This window comes from Peribacillus sp. GL_122 (assembly GCF_057835005.1).
The window spans coordinates 5409114-5427791 of sequence record NZ_CM174415.1 but is presented as its reverse complement, the minus strand read 5'-3'; the positions used below and the strand labels follow the sequence as shown (position 1 = coordinate 5427791).

Annotated in this window: 16 protein-coding genes; 13 read left to right on the top strand and 3 right to left on the bottom strand. The window is 43.1% G+C overall.

Going from position 1 to position 18678, the window contains the following annotated elements; translation table 11 throughout:
• Positions 1-97: 97 nt before the first annotated feature.
• The 10 genes from AC3ISB_RS26475 (at position 98) to AC3ISB_RS26430 (ending at position 13065) form a co-directional block, all read left to right on the top strand.
• Positions 98-1705, top strand: a complete 1608-nt coding sequence (locus AC3ISB_RS26475; protein ID WP_489275018.1) for a catalase — start codon at positions 98-100, stop codon at positions 1703-1705.
• A 189-nt stretch (positions 1706-1894) separates the two neighbouring features.
• Positions 1895-2125: a CsbA family protein gene (locus tag AC3ISB_RS26470; protein ID WP_034309928.1), complete on the top strand. Its 231-nt coding sequence runs from the start codon at positions 1895-1897 to the stop codon at positions 2123-2125.
• 218 nt (positions 2126-2343) lie between these two features.
• Positions 2344-4329 carry an excinuclease ABC subunit UvrB gene (uvrB, locus tag AC3ISB_RS26465; RefSeq protein ID WP_377409891.1) on the top strand — a complete coding sequence of 662 codons (1986 nt, stop codon included), beginning with the start codon at positions 2344-2346 and terminating at the stop codon, positions 4327-4329.
• A gap of 6 nt (positions 4330-4335) precedes the next feature.
• Positions 4336-7215, top strand: a complete 2880-nt coding sequence (gene uvrA, locus AC3ISB_RS26460) for an excinuclease ABC subunit UvrA (protein ID WP_141992807.1) — start codon at positions 4336-4338, stop codon at positions 7213-7215.
• A gap of 412 nt (positions 7216-7627) precedes the next feature.
• Entirely contained in the window at positions 7628-8728 is a 1101-nt protein-coding gene (locus AC3ISB_RS26455; RefSeq protein ID WP_144527553.1) for a DUF4097 family beta strand repeat-containing protein, read from the top strand.
• 417 nt (positions 8729-9145) lie between these two features.
• Positions 9146-10081 (top strand): HPr(Ser) kinase/phosphatase, encoded by a 936-nt coding sequence (gene hprK, locus AC3ISB_RS26450; protein WP_076368260.1) that lies wholly within the window; start codon positions 9146-9148, stop codon positions 10079-10081.
• Positions 10082-10107: 26 nt separating this feature from the next.
• Entirely contained in the window at positions 10108-10920 is an 813-nt protein-coding gene (lgt, locus tag AC3ISB_RS26445) for a prolipoprotein diacylglyceryl transferase (RefSeq protein WP_098371563.1), read from the top strand.
• A 27-nt stretch (positions 10921-10947) separates the two neighbouring features.
• On the top strand, positions 10948-11892 hold the full coding sequence (locus AC3ISB_RS26440) for a nucleoside recognition domain-containing protein (RefSeq protein WP_144527556.1): 945 nt from the start codon (positions 10948-10950) through the stop codon (positions 11890-11892).
• Positions 11882-12550 carry a pyrophosphatase PpaX gene (ppaX, locus tag AC3ISB_RS26435; protein WP_489275014.1) on the top strand — a complete coding sequence of 223 codons (669 nt, stop codon included), beginning with the start codon at positions 11882-11884 and terminating at the stop codon, positions 12548-12550. Before AC3ISB_RS26440 ends, ppaX begins: the two co-directional genes overlap by 11 nt.
• The gene (locus AC3ISB_RS26430) at positions 12547-13065 is read left to right on the top strand and encodes an acyltransferase (protein ID WP_098371560.1); all 519 of its coding nucleotides are present in this window, start codon (positions 12547-12549) and stop codon (positions 13063-13065) included. Before ppaX ends, AC3ISB_RS26430 begins: the two co-directional genes overlap by 4 nt.
• A 34-nt stretch (positions 13066-13099) precedes the next feature.
• Here AC3ISB_RS26430 and AC3ISB_RS26425 read toward each other — a convergent pair whose 3' ends face one another.
• From AC3ISB_RS26425 to AC3ISB_RS26415, 3 genes are all read right to left on the bottom strand, one after another.
• Positions 13100-13243: a YwzD family small protein gene (locus tag AC3ISB_RS26425; protein WP_179891063.1), complete on the bottom strand. Its 144-nt coding sequence runs from the start codon at positions 13241-13243 to the stop codon at positions 13100-13102.
• 69 nt (positions 13244-13312) lie between these two features.
• A complete protein-coding gene (locus tag AC3ISB_RS26420) occupies positions 13313-13954 on the bottom strand; it encodes a class D sortase (protein ID WP_480339311.1) in 642 nt (213 codons plus the stop codon).
• A 1-nt stretch (position 13955) separates the two neighbouring features.
• Positions 13956-15014 carry a processed acidic surface protein gene (locus AC3ISB_RS26415; RefSeq protein ID WP_489275011.1) on the bottom strand — a complete coding sequence of 353 codons (1059 nt, stop codon included), beginning with the start codon at positions 15012-15014 and terminating at the stop codon, positions 13956-13958.
• Positions 15015-15505: 491 nt separating this feature from the next.
• Here AC3ISB_RS26415 and AC3ISB_RS26410 point away from each other — a divergent pair, with 491 nt between their 5' ends.
• From AC3ISB_RS26410 to hisD, 3 genes are read left to right on the top strand one after another with little or no spacing between them, the layout of a single operon-like run.
• Entirely contained in the window at positions 15506-16690 is a 1185-nt protein-coding gene (locus tag AC3ISB_RS26410) for an ATP phosphoribosyltransferase regulatory subunit (RefSeq protein ID WP_141992814.1), read from the top strand.
• On the top strand, positions 16683-17312 hold the full coding sequence (hisG, locus tag AC3ISB_RS26405) for an ATP phosphoribosyltransferase (RefSeq protein WP_034311625.1): 630 nt from the start codon (positions 16683-16685) through the stop codon (positions 17310-17312). The genes AC3ISB_RS26410 and hisG overlap by 8 nt, the downstream gene beginning before the upstream one ends.
• A gap of 26 nt (positions 17313-17338) precedes the next feature.
• Positions 17339-18625, top strand: a complete 1287-nt coding sequence (gene hisD / locus AC3ISB_RS26400; protein ID WP_141992815.1) for a histidinol dehydrogenase — start codon at positions 17339-17341, stop codon at positions 18623-18625.
• Positions 18626-18678: the final 53 nt, after the last annotated feature.

Genomic DNA, 18678 nt, shown 5'->3' with positions numbered 1-18678 from the left:
TATGATCAGCGATATATAGGGGGAATTTAACTAATTTCAATTAAATTTGAAGATTGAAGAGTGAAATATAGGGAAAAGGGGAAAGTATAGTAGTATTATGGCTTTTATTAACAGAGGAGGGATATTTTTGTCTGATAAATCCAAAAAACCAAATGATGAATCGAAAGAAACATTAACGAACAGGCAAGGGCACCCGGTAACGAATAACCAGAGTCTTAGAACTGTAGGAAACAGAGGACCTAGTACACTTGAGAACTATGATTTCCTGGAAAAGATCAGCCACTTCGATAGGGAGCGTATCCCTGAACGGGTGGTGCACGCCCGTGGTGCAGGTGCACATGGTTATTTCGTTCCGACCGGTAAAGCGGGGGAAGAGCCTATTTCAAAATATACGAGAGCGAAGGTTTTTCAGGAAGAAGGTAAAAAAACCCCGGTATTCGTGAGATTTTCATCTGTTATTCATGGAGGGACATCCCCGGAAACGTTACGTGATCCCAGGGGATTTGCGGTTAAATTTTATACGGAGGATGGAAACTGGGATCTTGTAGGCAATAACCTGAAAATTTTCTTTATCCGTGATGCCATGAAATTCCCGGATTTGATTCATGCCTTCAAACCCGATCCGGTCACGAACATTCAGGACGGCAGGAGGATTTTCGATTTTTGCTCGAGCTCACCTGAAACATTCCATATGATTACCTTTGTGTTTTCCCCATGGGGCATTCCAGCTAACTACCGCATGATGCAAGGGTCAGGGGTCAATACTTATAAATGGGTCAATGAGGAAGGGAAAGCGGTGCTTGTCAAGTATCATTGGGAACCGAAACAAGGGATCAAGAACCTGACACAGCAAGAGGCAAATGAAATTCAAGCTACGAATTTCAATCATGCCACACAGGATCTATATGAAGCGATCGAACGCGGGGACTATCCTGAATGGGATCTCAACGTACAGATCATGAGTGATGATGATCATCCTGAGTTGGATTTTGATCCGCTGGATGATACGAAAATCTGGCCGAAAGATGAGTTCCCATGGCTGCATGTTGGTACGATGGTTTTGAATAAAAACCCTGAAGACTATTTCACTGAAGTCGAACAGGCTGCATTCGGCACCGGTGTCCTAGTGGATGGACTGGACTTTTCTGATGACAAGATGTTACAGGGACGTACATTCTCTTATTCCGATACACAGCGCCACCGTGTTGGTGCGAATTATCTGCAATTGCCGATTAATGCTCCAAAGAAACCAACAGCCACGAATCAGACTGGCGGACAGATGCAATATGAAGTTGGCAGAGGCAGCCAAAGCCCCCACATCAACTACGAACCATCAACTGTCGGCGGCTTGAAAGAAGCCAAGCAGACGGGCAAGGAGTATACACCTATGGTGGAAGGGAAACTTGTTCGTGAGACAATCGATCGCCAAAACAATACGAAACAGGCTGGTGAAACATTCCGTGAATTCGAGGATTGGGAAAAAGACGATTTAATTTCCAATTTAGTGGCGGCATTGGCTCCTGCCGACAAGCGCATTCAGGAAAAAATGATAGCTCTTGCCGAAGAGGCCGATGAAGAGTATGGCCGCAGATTGAAAGAGGGACTGGCCGCGGCTTCTGAACATACGGACTCTTCAAAACCTCTGGGTGGGACGGATAACCCTGAGGACGCCGTTAGAAAAGGACATGAAGCGGATCCATATTGAGTGGGCTGAAAAGAAGCAAACTTCCCTTTAAAGGGGTTTGCCTCTTTTTTTTATGGGCATAATTGGAGGATATGTGGAATGCTCTTCTGATGATGCCTTGAAAATCAAGTAGGAAATTGATTGGCAAAAAACTTGATAATCATTTAAACTGAAACTACTCTATTTTTCTCTTATAAAGGAGATGAAAAAATGATTAAAATTCTTTCTGCCCTTTTCCTTCCTTGTCTTCTTGTCATGCTATTTTCAAGAGTCACCTATAACAATGTCGTGGGCCTTGTTTTAACTGTTGCCTTGATTACAGCTTCTGCATATAAAGGTTATACGCATACAAACTTATTGATCATCGTCGATGCCTTATCCCTGACAGTGGGATTTTGGTTATCAAAAAGAATGATGAAACGTACATCCAAGAGCGCCTGACACTAAAGGTGCTTTTTTTGTACTCAAACATGTCATTCCCCTCAACACATCATGAAGTCCATAAAACAAAAATAGAATGGATGTTCGCTTATTGCTGGTTTGTTTTAAGGCTAATGTGGTAGAATGTGTATATATGCTTTATTAAACCGGAATAAATAGAAGGGATATAGGCATGTCCCGTTTTCATATAAAAATATTTCAATAGGAGGCTATGCTTGGTGAAGGATAAGTTTGAGTTAGTCTCAAAATACTCTCCTCAAGGAGATCAACCGGCAGCGATTGAAATGCTGGTCGAAGGGATTAAGGAAGGCAAGGAAATGCAGACGCTATTGGGGGCAACGGGGACAGGGAAAACGTTCACCGTTTCCAATGTGATTCAAAGAATCAATAAACCGACTCTTGTCATTGCCCACAATAAAACGTTGGCAGGGCAGCTTTACAGTGAGTTCAAAGAGTTCTTCCCTAATAATGCCGTTGAATACTTCGTTAGCTATTATGATTACTACCAGCCAGAGGCTTATGTTCCATCCACGGATACATTCATCGAAAAAGATGCAAGCATCAATGATGAAATCGATAAACTGCGTCACTCGGCAACCTCATCTTTGTTCGAAAGGAAAGATGTCATCATCATTGCCAGTGTTTCGTGCATATATGGGCTCGGTTCCCCTGAAGAGTACCGGGAGATGGTTGTTTCCCTCCGAACAGGCATGGAAATAGACCGGAATGCCTTGCTGCACAGACTCGTGGATATTCAATATGAGAGGAATGATATTGCTTTCCAACGGGGGACCTTCCGCGTTCGCGGCGACGTGGTCGAAATTTTCCCGGCTTCACGTGATGAACATTGCGTACGGGTCGAGTTTTTCGGGGATGAGATTGACCGCATCCGTGAAGTCGATGCCCTGACTGGTGAAATTACTGGTGAACGGGAACATATCGCGATTTTCCCGGCTTCCCACTTCGTAACCCGCGAAGAGAAAATGCGGATAGCCATTCAAAATATCGAAACGGAACTGGAAGAGCGATTGAAGGAATTAAGGGAAGATGAAAAACTCCTTGAAGCACAGCGCTTGGAGCAGCGGACCCGTTATGATTTGGAAATGATGCGGGAAATGGGCTTTTGTTCAGGGATCGAGAACTATTCCCGCCATTTAACCCTTCGTCCCTCAGGTGCGACACCATACACTTTAATGGATTACTTTCCAGAGGACTTCCTATTGGTCGTGGACGAATCACACGTAACCCTTTCGCAAATCCGCGGAATGTTCAATGGAGATCAGGCGCGGAAGCAAGTGCTCGTCGATCATGGCTTCCGTCTGCCGTCTGCAAAAGATAACCGCCCGCTAAGATTTGAAGAATTTGAAAAAAAGGTACATCAATCCATATTCGTTTCTGCAACTCCGGGACCATATGAACTCGAACATACGCCAGAAATGGTTCAGCAGATCATCCGTCCTACCGGATTGCTGGATCCGACGGTAGAAGTGCGGCCGATTGAAGGGCAGATAGATGACATGATCGGTGAAATACAGGAGCGCGTCAAAAAGAACGAGCGTGTGCTCATTACGACCTTGACGAAAAAGATGTCCGAAGATTTAACTGATTATTTAAAGGAAATCGGCATCAAGGTCCAATATCTTCATTCGGAAGTGAAGACCTTGGAAAGGATAGAAATCATCCGGGAACTTCGAATGGGCAAATATGATGTACTCGTTGGAATCAACCTTTTAAGGGAAGGCCTGGATATACCGGAAGTGTCGTTGGTGACCATTCTGGATGCCGATAAGGAAGGGTTCCTTCGCTCAGAACGTTCGCTTATTCAAACAATGGGCCGTGCAGCCCGTAATGCCAACGGTCACGTCATCATGTATGCAGACCGCATCACGAATTCGATGGAACTTGCCATCAATGAAACGAGGCGGCGCCGTGAAATCCAGGAAGATTATAATAAAGAGCATGGAATAATGCCTCAAACCATTCAAAAGGATATCCGTGACTCCATAAGGGCGACTCATGTAGCCGAAGAAGGCGAAGAGTATAAAGAAGACCTTGCGCCAAGCCTCGCGAAGCTCCCTAAAAAAGAGCGTTTAAAAGTGATGGAGAGCATGGAAAAAGAAATGAAGGAAGCGGCAAAGGCACTGGATTTCGAGCGAGCTGCCGAGCTGCGTGATTTATTACTAGAGTTGAAAGCGGAAGGGTGACGAAACATGGCAATGGATAAAATTGTGATAAAAGGCGCCAGGGCCAACAATTTAAAGAATATTGATATCACGATACCGAGAGACAAACTTGTTGTACTGACCGGATTATCCGGATCTGGAAAGTCTTCCTTGGCTTTTGATACGATTTATGCAGAAGGGCAAAGACGTTATGTAGAATCACTATCCGCTTATGCTCGTCAATTCTTAGGCCAAGTGGATAAACCGGATGTCGATGCGATCGAAGGTTTGTCACCAGCCATTTCCATAGACCAGAAAACGACCAGTCGAAATCCTCGTTCAACCGTAGGGACTGTTACGGAGATCTATGATTATTTAAGGCTGTTATTTGCACGGGTCGGCAGGCCGACCTGTCCGATCCATAATATTGAAATCACCTCACAAACGATTGAGCAAATGGTGGACCGCATTCTTGATTACCCTGAGCGAACCAAGCTTCAGGTATTGGCACCGCTTGTCTCGGGCAGAAAAGGGACACATGCAAAAGTCTTGGAGGAAGTTAAGAAACAAGGATATGTCCGCATTCGTGTGAATGGGGAAATGCATGATCTCAGCGAGGAGATCACTCTCGAAAAGAATAAAAAGCATTCAATTGAAGTCATCATAGACCGGATCGTCATTAAAGAGGGTATCATGGCGCGGCTCGCAGATTCATTGGAAAGTGCTTTGCAGCTTGGCGAAGGCAAAGTCATCATTGACGTCATGGGTGAGGAAGAGCTGCTGTTCAGTGAACATCATGCTTGTCCATACTGCGGATTTTCGATTGAAGAGTTAGAGCCGAGAATGTTCTCCTTCAATAGCCCATTTGGGGCATGCCCAGATTGTGATGGCTTGGGGGCGAGGCTTGAGGTGGACCGTGATCTGGTCATCCCGAATAACGAATTAAGCCTCCGCCAACATGCGATTGCACCATGGGAGCCGACGAGTTCTCAATATTATCCGCAGCTCCTTGAAGCGGTAGCCAACCATTATGGGATAGATATGGATGTGCCCGTTAAAGATTTACCGGAAGAGAAGATGGATAAGGTCTTGCTTGGTTCAGGTAAAGATAAGATTTATTTCCGCTATAAAAATGATTTTGGAAGAGTGCAAGAAGGATATATTCCTTTTGAAGGAGTGTTAAGAAACATCGAAAGGCGCTTCAAGGAGACGAGTTCAGACTATATTCGTGAGCAAATGCAGAAATATATGTCAGAACATCACTGTCCGACCTGTAAGGGTCATCGATTAAAAAAAGAGAGTCTTTCCGTGCTCATTCAAGGGGTCCATATAAGTGAAACGACAGCTTTATCAGTGGAAGATGCGTTAGTATTTTTCGATGAGCTTGATTTGACTGAAAAGGAAGCTGCAATTGCGAGATTGATTTTACGTGAAATTCGTGAGCGGCTCGGTTTCCTGGCTAATGTAGGTTTGGAATATTTGACGTTGAGCAGGGCAGCGGGAACATTATCAGGCGGTGAAGCGCAGCGTATACGATTGGCTACGCAGATCGGTTCCCGATTGACGGGAGTACTCTATATTTTGGATGAACCTTCAATAGGGCTGCATCAGAGGGATAACGATCGATTGATCGAAACATTGAAGAATATGCGCGAAATCGGGAACACCCTGATTGTTGTCGAGCATGATGAAGATACGATGATTGCTGCGGACTATTTGATTGATGTTGGTCCTGGAGCAGGAGCGCATGGAGGGGAAATAGTGGCCGCTGGTACTCCGGAAGAGGTCATGAATAACCCTAAATCCTTAACGGGCCAATATTTAGCAGGGAAGAAATTCATTCCATTGCCATTGGAACGCCGGAAAAATGATGGCCGTGTCATTGAAATAAAAGGTGCCAAGGAAAATAATTTGAAAAACGTTAATGTGAAATTCCCACTTGGAGTCTTTACAGCCGTTACAGGAGTCTCTGGATCAGGGAAAAGTACATTAGTGAATGAGATCCTCCATAAATCGTTGGCTCAAAAGCTGAATAGGGCAAAAGCCAGACCAGGCGATTTCCGTGAGATCAAGGGAATTGAGCATTTAGATAAAGTCATTGATATTGATCAATCACCGATCGGCAGAACCCCACGATCGAATCCAGCTACCTACACGGGTGTATTCGATGATGTTCGTGATGTATTTGCCTCGACTAATGAAGCGAAAATCCGCGGTTATAAAAAAGGAAGGTTCAGTTTCAATGTGAAGGGCGGCCGTTGTGAAGCATGCCGAGGTGATGGCATTATCAAGATTGAAATGCATTTTCTTCCAGATGTCTATGTCCCATGTGAAATCTGTCATGGGAAACGTTATAACCGAGAAACTCTTGAAGTGAAATATAAAGGGAAAAACATTTCCGACATCCTCGATATGACAGTTGAGGAAGGCGTTAGTTTCTTTGAAAATATCCCAAAAATCAAACGGAAGCTACAAACGATTTATGATGTTGGTTTGGGTTATATCAAGCTTGGACAGCCTGCTACCACTTTATCAGGCGGTGAAGCGCAAAGGGTGAAACTTGCTTCTGAATTGCATCGCCGTTCCACTGGGCGCTCCTTTTATATCTTGGATGAACCAACTACCGGACTTCATGTCCACGATATAGCAAGGCTGCTCCAGGTTCTGCAGCGGCTGGTTGACAATGGGGATACAGTTCTGGTGATCGAGCATAATCTGGATGTCATCAAGACGGCGGACCATATTATTGACCTGGGACCGGAAGGCGGAGATAAGGGCGGAACAATCGTCACTTATGGAACACCTGAAAAAATATGTGAAGTTTCCGAATCGTATACGGGAAAATACTTAAAACCTGTACTTACCCGTGATCAAATTCGTATGGAAAATTGGATTGAAGAAAAAGAAACTCAGCATGAACATGCTTAAAAGAACAAGCCATCAGGCTTGTTTCTGTTTGTAGAAAAAAGGGGGTTCGGAACGGTCTCATTCCGAACCATCATTAAAAAAAAGACTAGATTATCCTTCATGTTTTTTTACTGTAATCCATTGGAATGGTTTTTATAAAAAACTGTAGGCAAACCGGCTTTTCTTCAAGTTTATCTACAGTCAGGAACAAGCCATCAGGCTTGTTTTTTTGTAGAAAAATGACGGTGCGCATTTAATCAATCGTTTGATTAAAGAATAGGAAAACAAGATATTTCCGGGGAAATCATACATCTTCCTTTTCGGAAATTGTCATTTCCCTTTGTCGAATGATGGGAAAAACGGTATTTATGAAACTTTTTAGATATCTGGGCGTATGTATGAATAAAATGATAGAAGAAAGCGAGGAATGTTCATGCAGGAGGAAAGAAAGAAAATCTTAGAAATGATTCAGGATGGAAAGTTATCAGCGGAAGAAGCCATGGGCTTATTGGAAGAATTAGATAAAGCCAGTCAGGAAAGTGAAGCTAAAGAGCAGAAATTGCAAAATGAATTATCGACGGTAGTCGTGGATAAGAAAAGCGAGGGAAGCACTCAGGATACGTTTAAGAAGAATATCCAGTCATCGAAAGAAAAGATTATTGATTTCGTTGAAAGTGCTTTTAAGAAAATCAAAGAAACGGACCTTGATTTCAATTTTGGGAAATCTGTGGAGGTCAGTCATATTTTCCAGCATGATCATGATTTCCTGAATGAAGTTGATGTGGATATAGCAAATGGGAAAATAAAAATCGCCGCATGGGACCATAATGATGTCAGGGTTGAATGCGAAGCTAAGGTATACCGTGTGGAAGATATAGAAGAAGCCAGGAAGAACTTTTTGGAAGAAGTCGATTTCACTATTGAAAATGGAAAATTGAGGTTCAAGGTTCGTGAAAAATCCATAAAGGTTGATACGATCATGTACATTCCAAGGAAGGAATATGAGGATATCCATATAAGGATGTTCAATGGCGCAATCACGACTGAATCATTGAAATCAGAGAACCTTAAAGCGAAGACGGCGAATGGTGCCATTCATATCATGCAGGTTACGGGTGATTCGTGTGAGCTTGAAACAGCTAACGGGATGATCACCATTGCGGATACCAACTTTAATGACTTGGAAGCCGAGACCCTGAATGGAGCGATTAATGCCGATGGATACTTCAAGAAATTGGATGTCCAAACTTTCAATGGGGAAATCATCTGTACGAATTCAGGGATGGATTGCGATTCGATCCATGCTAAGTCAATCACTGGAAAAGTCCAGCTGACCCTGCCAACAGGTAAGGCGATCGAAGGAGAGTTGAAATCAAATTTAGGAAGCTTTAATGTAACTTTGGAAGGGATGACCATCATCGAAGAGAAAAGTGATGTGGTTCAGAAGGTCCTTAAGTTTAAGACGGTTAAGGAAGAGGTTCCTGTGCTCCATGTTTTTGCAGAAACCAAGACGGCAGCGATAACGGTTTCCTGAAGAAAAAGAAAGCACGCTGATATAACTGGCGGGCTCTGAATGTAGGCAAACTCGGTGAAAATCGAGTTTGCCTACATTTTTTTAGGGCTTGTACAATTTGGATAGAAATTATAACTAAGGAGTTGAAGGTGTTGCTTTGGAGTTGGTTTGGGAACATCATTTGATGAAAGATACGTTTTCTGATGCCTTTTGTGTACAAAGTGAGCCCGCCAATATAAACTTGCGGGCTTTCTTAGGATTCATGTAGTTTCATCTCATCTCTTTCCTGTTCACGGAGACCTTCCCGCTTTCATAATCCGGGTGCAGTGAATAAAAAAACAATAAATCGATAATGCTTTGTTTGGTTATTAACAGAAAAATGCTAAAATAGAAAAAGTATCTCGAAAAATAGCAACGCTCCAAAAGGAGGAAAGATATATGGCAAAAGTCCGTACAAAGGATATAGTAGAAGCGTTCGGTCTAGAACTTATCAGTGGGGAAGAAGGAATTAACCGACCAATAGTCACGAGTGATTTATCTCGTCCCGGACTTGAAATAGCCGGTTTTTTTGATTATTATCCCGCGGATCGAGTACAGCTTTTAGGTATGACGGAGATGTCCTTTTTTAATCGGTTGAATGAACCGGAGCGAATACAGAGGATGGAAGAGTTGTGCAGGGACTTTACTCCAGGCATCATCATTACGCGTGGTCAGGAAGTGCCGATAGAATTGATCGAAGCTTCTGAGCGGGAATCCGTTCCTGTGATGAGATCTAATATGAAGACAACAAGGTTATACAGCCGTCTGACCAATTTCCTTGAAAGCAGGTTGGCACCAACTACTGCTGTTCATGGTGTATTGGTGGATATCTATGGGTTAGGGGTGTTGATCACCGGGAAAAGCGGAGTCGGTAAAAGTGAGACAGCCCTGGAATTGGTGAAACGGGGTCATCGTCTCGTAGCCGATGACTGCGTCGAAATCAGGCAGGAAGACCAAGATACGCTAGTAGGGAATGCCCCAGATTTAATCGAACATCTTCTTGAAATAAGAGGATTGGGAATCATTAATGTAATGACACTTTTTGGAGCTGGTGCAGTCCGAAGCAATAAAAAGATCTCAATTGTCATCAATCTGGAACTATGGGAAAAAAACAAGCAGTATGACCGGGTTGGTCTTGATGAAGAAAAAATGAAAATCATCGATACGGAAGTGACGAAAATTACCGTACCTGTCCGTCCAGGGCGAAATTTAGCAGTTATCATTGAAGTGGCAGCCATGAATTACCGCCTGAAACGAATGGGTGTAAATGCTGCGGAACAGTTTTCAGATCGCTTGAACCATGCCATTGCAGATCCGGAACATGATGAATTTTAAAAGGTTATAGGAAAAGAGGGGACAAAATGGAACAAGGAATACAGCCGCTGAATCCAATCGCGATAGATCTAGGCCCCATCCAGGTACATTGGTATGGACTGATCATCGGTTTCGGTGTGTTATTGGGTCTTATTATCGCTTTGAGGGAATCAGAGCGAAGAGGTCTTGATAAGGAAATATTTACGGATATGATTTTGTTTGCTGTCCCAATCGCGATCATTTGTGCCCGTATTTATTATGTGATCTTCCAATGGGAGTACTATTCACAAAACCCGGGGGATATCATAAAAATATGGAATGGCGGAATTGCTATACATGGTGCGTTGATTGGATCGGTGCTGACTGCCATCGTCTTTGCCAAGGTCAAGAAAGTCTCATTCTGGAAGCTGGCGGATATTGCTGCACCGAGCTTATTGTTGGGGCAGGCGATTGGCCGTTGGGGTAATTTCATGAATCAGGAAGCGCATGGGGGAGAAATAACAAGATCATTCCTGGAAAATATGCATTTGCCTGAATTCATCATCAATCAAATGTACATAAACGGTACGTACTATCACCCGACCTTTTTGTATGAATCGATTTGGAATATCGCTGGTGTCATTATCCTCTTAAGTTTACGGAAAGTGAACTTGCGCAGGGGGGAACTATTTTTAACCTATGTAATATGGTATTCCATCGGCCGTTATTACATTGAAGGATTGCGGACGGATAGTTTGATGCTGACGGAGTCACTGCGTATCGCACAAGTGATCTCGATTGTGTTAGTAGTTGTAGCCATTGCTTTAGTGGTCTATAGAAGGGTCAGCGGGCATGCAAACAAACGATATTTAGATGCATAGGGAATATGTGTAAAGGGAGAGGGCATAGTGATAGTAGATTCGATTAAAAAGGGACTTCTTTCAGGCTTGAACACAACTTGGTCTTTGGGGAAAGTGATATTTCCAGTCACTTTGATCGTCACTGTGCTTCAATATACGCCTGTATTGCCATTCATCATTAACTTGATAGCGCCTTTGATGAATCTCATCGGTCTTCCAGGGGATGCGGCAATTCCGCTTGTGTTAGGGAATTTCCTGAATTTATACGCGGCGATCGCTGGCATATTAACACTTGATTTGACTGTGAAGGAAGTTTTTATTATCGCTATGATGCTATCTTTTTCACATAATTTATTGATCGAGTCAGGTGTGGCGATGAAAACCGGTGTCAAGCTGTGGATCATCCTAACAGTACGGATCGGGCTTGCCCTTTTATCAGCGATCGTCATCAATCTTGTCTGGCAGGGCGGATCTGAAATGGCCCAAGGAGTGGCTATTGGGGAGGCTGCAGAGATTAACGGAGCAGGTGCAATCCTCCTACATGGTGTCCTCCAAGCCCTTTCAGGAATCGGTCAGCTGGCGGTCATCGTTATTCCGCTCATGGTGGCGGTTCAAATCATGAAAGATTTAAAATGGCTGGAAGCCTTCTCGAAAGCCCTGGCTCCCTTCATGAAGGTCCTGGGGATGAAGCCGAATGCTTCCATGCCTTTCGTTACAGGCCTGACTCTCGGTTTGGCATATGGGGCGGGCGTAATGATTCAAGCCGCTAAAGAAGATAATGTTTCGAAGAAGGATATGACGATTGCGTTCATCTTTTTAGTTGCCTGCCATGCTGTTGTAGAAGACACACTGATTTTTATTCCGCTGGGGATTCCAGTCTTGCCGTTGTTGCTTATTCGGCTACTCACTGCCATTGTTTTAACGATGGCCGTTGCGTATATATGGAATCGGACTGACAGGGTACAGAGAAAGGAAGCTGTATATGAACAGTAACATAACTACATTATTATTTGATCTTGATGGGACGCTGATCAATACAAATGAATTAATCATCGCCTCTTTTACGGAAACTTTAAACCACTTTTGTCCCGGAAAGTTCAATCGGAAAGATATCATTCCATTTATCGGACCGACTTTGGTCGATACTTTTTCTTCCATTGATCCAAAACTAGTGGATGAAATGATCGCTTACTATCGGGAGCATAATTGGAGGAACCATGATTTGCTTGTCACACAATTTGACGGGGTGTATGAAACCGTTCAAACGTTGAAGCAGAGCGGTTATAAATTGGCAGTCGTTACGACAAAGAAGCGTGATGTCGTCGAAAAGGGCCTGCGTTTAAGTAAACTGGATCAATTCTTTGAAGTGGTGGTCACACTGGATGAAGTAGAAAAGGCAAAGCCGGACCCAGAGCCTTTGGTAAAAGCTTTAAATCAACTCGGTTCGGTTCCTGAAGAAGCGATCATGATTGGCGACAGTTATCATGATATTATGGGCGGTAAAAATACAGGTACAAAAACGGCAGGGGTCTCATGGTCCATTAAAGGCCGTGAATTCTTGGAAAGTTATCACCCTGATTATATGCTTGAGCAGATGGCGGATATATTGAATATCGTTGAGGTTGAAAAACTCACGGAGGCTAGAAAATGAGACGCACGTCCCGCTATCCAGTTGAAGGGGCTAATTCACTATGGCATGTATATAAGACCGTTCCATTCTGGAAAGTCGTAAAGAATTTTGTGGTGATACAGCTAGCGCGTTATACGCCTTTTCTGGGCATGAAGAATTGGCTATACAAGACTTTTTTACATATGAAAGTAGGAAAGCATACTTCGTTTGCCTTAATGGTCATGCCGGATGTGATGTTTCCGGAAAAAATATCGGTTGGAATGAATACTGTCATTGGCTATAATACGACGATCCTTGCTCATGAATATTTGATTCATGAATATCGTTTAGGAGATGTAGTCATTGGTGATGAAGTGTTGATTGGAGCCAATTCGACCATTCTTCCAGGACTTTCAATTGGTAATGGGGCGATTGTCTCTGCGGGGACGCTTGTCCATAAGGATGTTCCGGAGGGAGCTTTCGTCGGGGGAAATCCAATGAAAATCATATATACCAAAGAGGAAATGCTTGAGAGAGATCAGCAAACTTCCTTATGAAAAAGGACTTGCCCATATATGTGGCAAGTCCTTTTTAATGGCATTTTGGGTATAACGGAGTCAGTTCACTCTTTAGATGCTCTATCACTTCGTTGATTGATACATTTTCCTGGTTCACCGTTGCTTCATACGTTTCTTTTAAAATTTGAAAAAACCTTTGCTGTGCCTGTTCATCCATGTTGAGCTGTCCTCCTATCATCTATTAAAGATTTATGAAGAGGGGGCAGAATAACTTCAGCCCCGCATCTCATTTACCTATCTCCGATTTCAATAAATCGGCAACCAATACGTATCGTTCCGGTGCACTACCAATATATGAAAAAGGATAGCAGGTTGTTACTGTAAGTGTGGCTTTAGGCTTGGGAACGATCACGGTACGGTCATCTGCATCGACGATACGAACCTTCCTCACTTTATATGTAAACGTACCGGCTTCTGTCTTGGCAATCAGCAAGTCACCTTCGCCGACTTCACCTAAATCTCTGAAAATTGTATCTCGGTGACCGGATAAAACGGAATTATCCTTTTCACCGGGGAGGACGGACCCCGCATAATGACCGACGCCCTTTTCGAGTTCATCTTCGTCCGTTCCGTGATAAATTGGAAGTGTTGCCTCGATTTTTGGAATATAAAGCTCACCCATCAAATCACCTGTCTCCGGTCGTTCTTCATATAGTTCAAGCCCAACGGGAATATCAGCTTTCGTCTTCGGTTCGGGTAGCTTAGCCGTCGCTTCCAGTGTGTCAGATATATTCCATTTATATAAGGCATAGCCTTTTAACAGCGTATAGGCATTTGTCGTTGTAAAATAAAAACCTAAGGTTAAAATGCAAACAGCAGTGATAAGTAACGTTTTTTTCTTATGCTTGGATTGCCTATTTTTGCTCATCTTAATTAGTGAATCTCGCTTTTCTGATTAATCCGAAAGCGATACCCATCAACATTAAACCGATTAAAGCACCGAATAAGTAATTACCAGCCGTTTTAGGAAGCACTCCGCCTTTTTCCGTTTTATGTTCAGGTTTTGTGGGTTTTTTCTTTTCTTTTTTTACCTCAACCACTTTAGAAATGACCTCAGTGGACTGTTTAATGTCATTACCGGTTTCTTTCACTAAATCTGAACCGATCATTTCACCTGTCAATGTAAAATCTAGCAAAAAATTGCCGTTTAAATCATAAATGGAAACTAGTAAACTAGCATTCGTCAATTCCTTAAGCTGGAATAAAGCCTCAAGGGATAGGTTTGTCGTGACACCATCCTGAATTAAGGCGAATTTGAATTGAATTTGCAGCAAGCTTTGAAGATCATTATATATAGAAAGCAATTCTGCCACTTGTTCAGCAGATAATTCATCAATTGTTTCAAAATACTCGAGTTGATCCATCCGATCGGAGATCGCCATTAAACGAGCTTCAAAAGAAGGGTCTTCGACGATAGGTAAAAGGTGGTTCATGAATCTGTCCAGCTCTTCGTCTGTAAGGCCAATCTCAGTAAAGAGACCATCCATTAAATCGATGATCTCTTCATCATCATATTCCATCTCTTCCTCATCATAATCCATTTCTAAATCGATGATATCCTCAATGTCGTAAAAGAAATGGAAGGTATCGATGATGGAATTCCCCTCTTCCAGTTCACCGTATTCTATTAATAATTCCTTAAGTTCAGCTTCTGTCATTTCATATTGTTTAAGTAGATTCTGTATGGTCTCAGGAGTGACGGTCGGTCCTAATGTATCACGCAACTCTTCTACCGATTTCAGTTCATTCAATGATAAGTCGTAATAGGATAAATACTCTTCCAATTCTTCTTGCGTCATTCTAACTTCAGAAAGGTATGCATTAAGCTCATCCTGGTTGATCTTAGTTGCCGCAAAAGCCTTCGTTCCGCTTATACCCAGTGAAAAAAGAACGATAAGTGCCACAAAAAATGAAAAAAATTTCTTCACTCCCATTTCCTCCTAAAATTTTATAATATTACCAAACTCCTAAATATTATAAAACAGCTAAACCAAAAGGTATACATTAATAACAATGAATGGCTAAAGATAGTAAGAAATATTCGGGTAAAAAGGTACAACTCTTTCCATTTGGACTTAAACCGGTCATGAAGAATATCCAACACCGCCGTTGTATTGAAGTAATGGAATTAGGCATATTTTCCTTGACGTAAGGTGGGGGCAGGGGTAAACTATTAATAACTTCAACCTACTACCATATTAGCGAACTAAAGTGTTCTAGTAGAATATTGTGATTATTTATATTATTATGTCAGTTTATTTGATACTATTTTTATATGTTGTCCGAAATTTGGATTTAAGCGTGAAACCTTGGAAAGATAAAGGGATAAACAAAATTAGGAATGGGTGCATCGGTTTTTGCCCATAGGCGGACCGATTGGATATAGATAGTAATCAAAATTTCAAAAGGATGTGCAGTCGTGACAAAGCCATTTATGTTTGAAAAACCATTAGGCATGAGAGATACATTGCCGGTGCTGTATGAAACGAAAGTGTCGGCCAGAAATAAAATGAGTGATGAAATCAAGAAGTGGGGCTATCAATTTATTGAAACGCCTGCTTTGGAATATTATGAAACAATTGGCGATGCTTCGGCAATCTTGGATCAACAGTTGTTTAAACTTCTTGATTCCCAGGGGCATACGCTCGTACTCCGTCCCGAGATGACAGCTCCCATTGCACGCGTCGCAGCATCCAAACTGTTAAAACAGCAAATTCCGCTTCGCCTGGCCTATTCCGCGAATGTATACCGCGCACAGCAGCGTGAAGGAGGCAGGCCGGCAGAATTCGAACAGATTGGCATTGAATGCATCGGAAATAAGTCTATAAGTGCCGATGCTGAAATGATTGCCCTGCTTGCGGATGCTCTAAAGGCTGCAGGGCTTCAGGAATTTAAGATTTCCATTGGACATATCGGATTTCTGCAAGAATTTTTCTTAAGCATTCTAGGTACGGAGGAAAGAGCCTCTATATTAAGGAAGTTTTTGTATGAAAAAAATTATGTCGGTTATCGCGAGCATGTTAAATCACTGCCGCTTTCATCCATTGATAAACAACGGCTTATCGAATTTACCTCATTAAGGGGCAGTGAAGGAACCCTGAACAAGGCGCTAGGGTTGGTTGAAAATAATAAAGGGCAAGATTCTTTGGCTGAACTGAAGGAATTGTCTGCGCAGCTGAAAGAATTTGACGTTGAACAATATGTGAGCTTCGACTTAACATTGGTCAGTCATATGAGTTATTACACGGGAACTTTATTTGAAGTGTATGCCGGGCAAGTGGGTTCGCCAATCGGCAATGGCGGCCGGTATGATAATCTGCTTGCGAAGTTCGGCTGGAATGCTTCGGCCACAGGTTTTGCAATCCGGGTGGATCGTCTTGCAGAAGCTCTTGGGGAGCCGATCCAGCCTGTCGCGCCAGAATGCATTTTATTCAGTCCCGAACGGAGATTGGAAGCAATACAATTTGCAAGAAAAAAACGCGCCGAAGGGAAAATAGTAACGATTCAAGATATTACGGTCGTCCAGAATGTCGATGCTTTTACACGGACATTTTCTGAAGTTCATTTATTCGTAGGGAATGGGGGGAATGGAAAAGATGAATAATAGCTTTTTAACGATTGCCATGCCGAAAGGGAGAATATTTGAAGAAGCGGCAGAGCTGTTAAGAAGGGCCGGTTTTCGTCTCCCTCCCGAGTTTGATGATTCCCGGAAATTGATCCTTGAAGTGGAAGAGGAGAATCTGCGGTTCATTTTAGCAAAACCGATGGATGTCGTAACATATGTGGAACACGGTGTCGCTGACATTGGAATTGCAGGGAAGGATGTCATGTTAGAAGAAGAACGTGATGTATATGAGTTACTTGATTTGAAAATCAGTGCCTGCTACTTGGCTGTAGCTGGATTGCCTGGTACGAAAATAAGTGACATCGCCCCCAAAATAGCCAGTAAATACCCGAACGTTGCTTCCAGTTATTTTCGCGAGCAGGGGGAGCAAGTTGAGATTATAAAGTTGAATGGGTCAATTGAGTTAGCACCGTTAATCGGTTTAGCTGAACGAATCGTCGATATCGTTTCAACGGGGCGGACATTGAAGGAAAACGGTCTTGTGGAATATGCGAAAATTGCCAATGTGACTTCGAGGCTGGTAGCAAACCCTGTCAGCTATCGAATTAAAGAAGCAAGGATTACCGAAATCGTGGAACGGCTAGCAGAAATTATTGAATAGTAAAGAATCGCTAATGAGGTGAAGGTATGAAAATAGAACGGTTTGCTGAAGGGATTTCACTGAAACGCTCGGTTGAAGCAGGTACTGCCGATCAAAGAAAAGCGGTTCAGGATATTATTTATGATGTCAGGAAAAGCGGAAACGCCGCTTTACATACCTATACCGAACGTTTCGATGGTGTCAGTCCAGGGGAATTACTTGTATCGGAACAGGAAATGGAAGAAGCGACGGCGGCCTTAACTGCTGAGCAGCTTGATATTATTCAAGAAGCTGCAAATAATATTCGAATGTTTCACGAGAAACAAATTCGAAATTCATGGTTTACGACTGATGATACGGGAACGATGCTAGGACAAAAATTGACACCTCTTGATGCTGTAGGTGTTTATGTACCTGGAGGTACAGCTGCATATCCTTCGTCAGTATTGATGAATGTGTTGCCTGCGAAGGCCGCAGGGGTGGAACGGATCGTTATGGTTTCCCCTCCAGGAAAAGATGGGAAATTATCGCCAGCGGTTTTGGCAGCTGCCAGAATTGCCGGAGTGAAGGAAATCTATAAAGTTGGCGGGGCCCAGGCCATAGCTGCTCTCGCTTATGGGACGGAAACAATTAAGAAAGTGGATAAAATAGTGGGTCCGGGAAATATATATGTGGCGTTAGCAAAGCGTGAAGTATTCGGTGATGTTGCCATTGATATGATAGCAGGTCCAAGTGAAATAGCGATATTGGCGGATGAATCGGCCATCGCTGCAGAAGTTGCGGCAGACTTACTATCACAGGCGGAGCATGATGCCCGAGCATGCAGTGTTTTGGTGACGACGTCAACGTCACTTGCAGAAGAAGTGGCAGCAGAAGTGACCAAGCAGGTGGCGTTACTTCCACGCCATGATATTGCTGCAGCATCCATAAGGGATTACGGACGAATCGTTGTATGCGGGAATATGGCAGAAGCTGTTGAAGCGATTAATGAACTTGCACCGGAACATTTGGAAATTGTGGCTAAAGATGCACTTGAAATCATGGCTAAAATCCGCCATGCCGGGGCAATCTTCATTGGCCGCTTTAGTTCGGAGCCCGTCGGGGATTATTTTGCAGGTCCCAACCATGTGTTGCCTACAAATGGAACTGCCCGTTTTTCCAGCCCGCTGAATGTGGATGATTTCCAAAAGAAATCGAGCGTCATCATGTATAGTGAAACAGCCTTCCGCAAAAATGCAGAAAAGATCGCAGCATTTGCCCGGATGGAAGGACTTGAGGCTCACGCCCGTGCCATTGAATCACGTGGTGTGAATGAATCCGGGGAAAAGTCCTGAATTATTAAAATAAGTGAAATCGCTGATATAAAGACTTTTGACATGCTTTTACA

Bases quoted from the DNA above. Each gene is read 5' to 3' on its own strand.
- hprK (WP_076368260.1), top strand. From the start codon at position 9,146: ATGGCAAAAGTCCGTACAAAGGATATAGTAGAAGCGTTCGGTCTAGAA.
- ppaX (WP_489275014.1), top strand. From the start codon at position 11,882: ATGAACAGTAACATAACTACATTATTATTTGATCTTGATGGGACGCTG.
- AC3ISB_RS26425 (WP_179891063.1), bottom strand. From the start codon at position 13,243: ATGGATGAACAGGCACAGCAAAGGTTTTTTCAAATTTTAAAAGAAACG.
- AC3ISB_RS26455 (WP_144527553.1), top strand. From the start codon at position 7,628: ATGCAGGAGGAAAGAAAGAAAATCTTAGAAATGATTCAGGATGGAAAG.
- hisD (WP_141992815.1), top strand. From the start codon at position 17,339: ATGAAAATAGAACGGTTTGCTGAAGGGATTTCACTGAAACGCTCGGTT.
- hisG (WP_034311625.1), top strand. From the start codon at position 16,683: ATGAATAATAGCTTTTTAACGATTGCCATGCCGAAAGGGAGAATATTT.
- AC3ISB_RS26470 (WP_034309928.1), top strand. From the start codon at position 1,895: ATGATTAAAATTCTTTCTGCCCTTTTCCTTCCTTGTCTTCTTGTCATG.
- AC3ISB_RS26475 (WP_489275018.1), top strand. From the start codon at position 98: ATGGCTTTTATTAACAGAGGAGGGATATTTTTGTCTGATAAATCCAAA.
- AC3ISB_RS26430 (WP_098371560.1), top strand. From the start codon at position 12,547: ATGAGACGCACGTCCCGCTATCCAGTTGAAGGGGCTAATTCACTATGG.
- lgt (WP_098371563.1), top strand. From the start codon at position 10,108: ATGGAACAAGGAATACAGCCGCTGAATCCAATCGCGATAGATCTAGGC.
- AC3ISB_RS26420 (WP_480339311.1), bottom strand. From the start codon at position 13,954: ATGAGCAAAAATAGGCAATCCAAGCATAAGAAAAAAACGTTACTTATC.
- uvrA (WP_141992807.1), top strand. From the start codon at position 4,336: ATGGCAATGGATAAAATTGTGATAAAAGGCGCCAGGGCCAACAATTTA.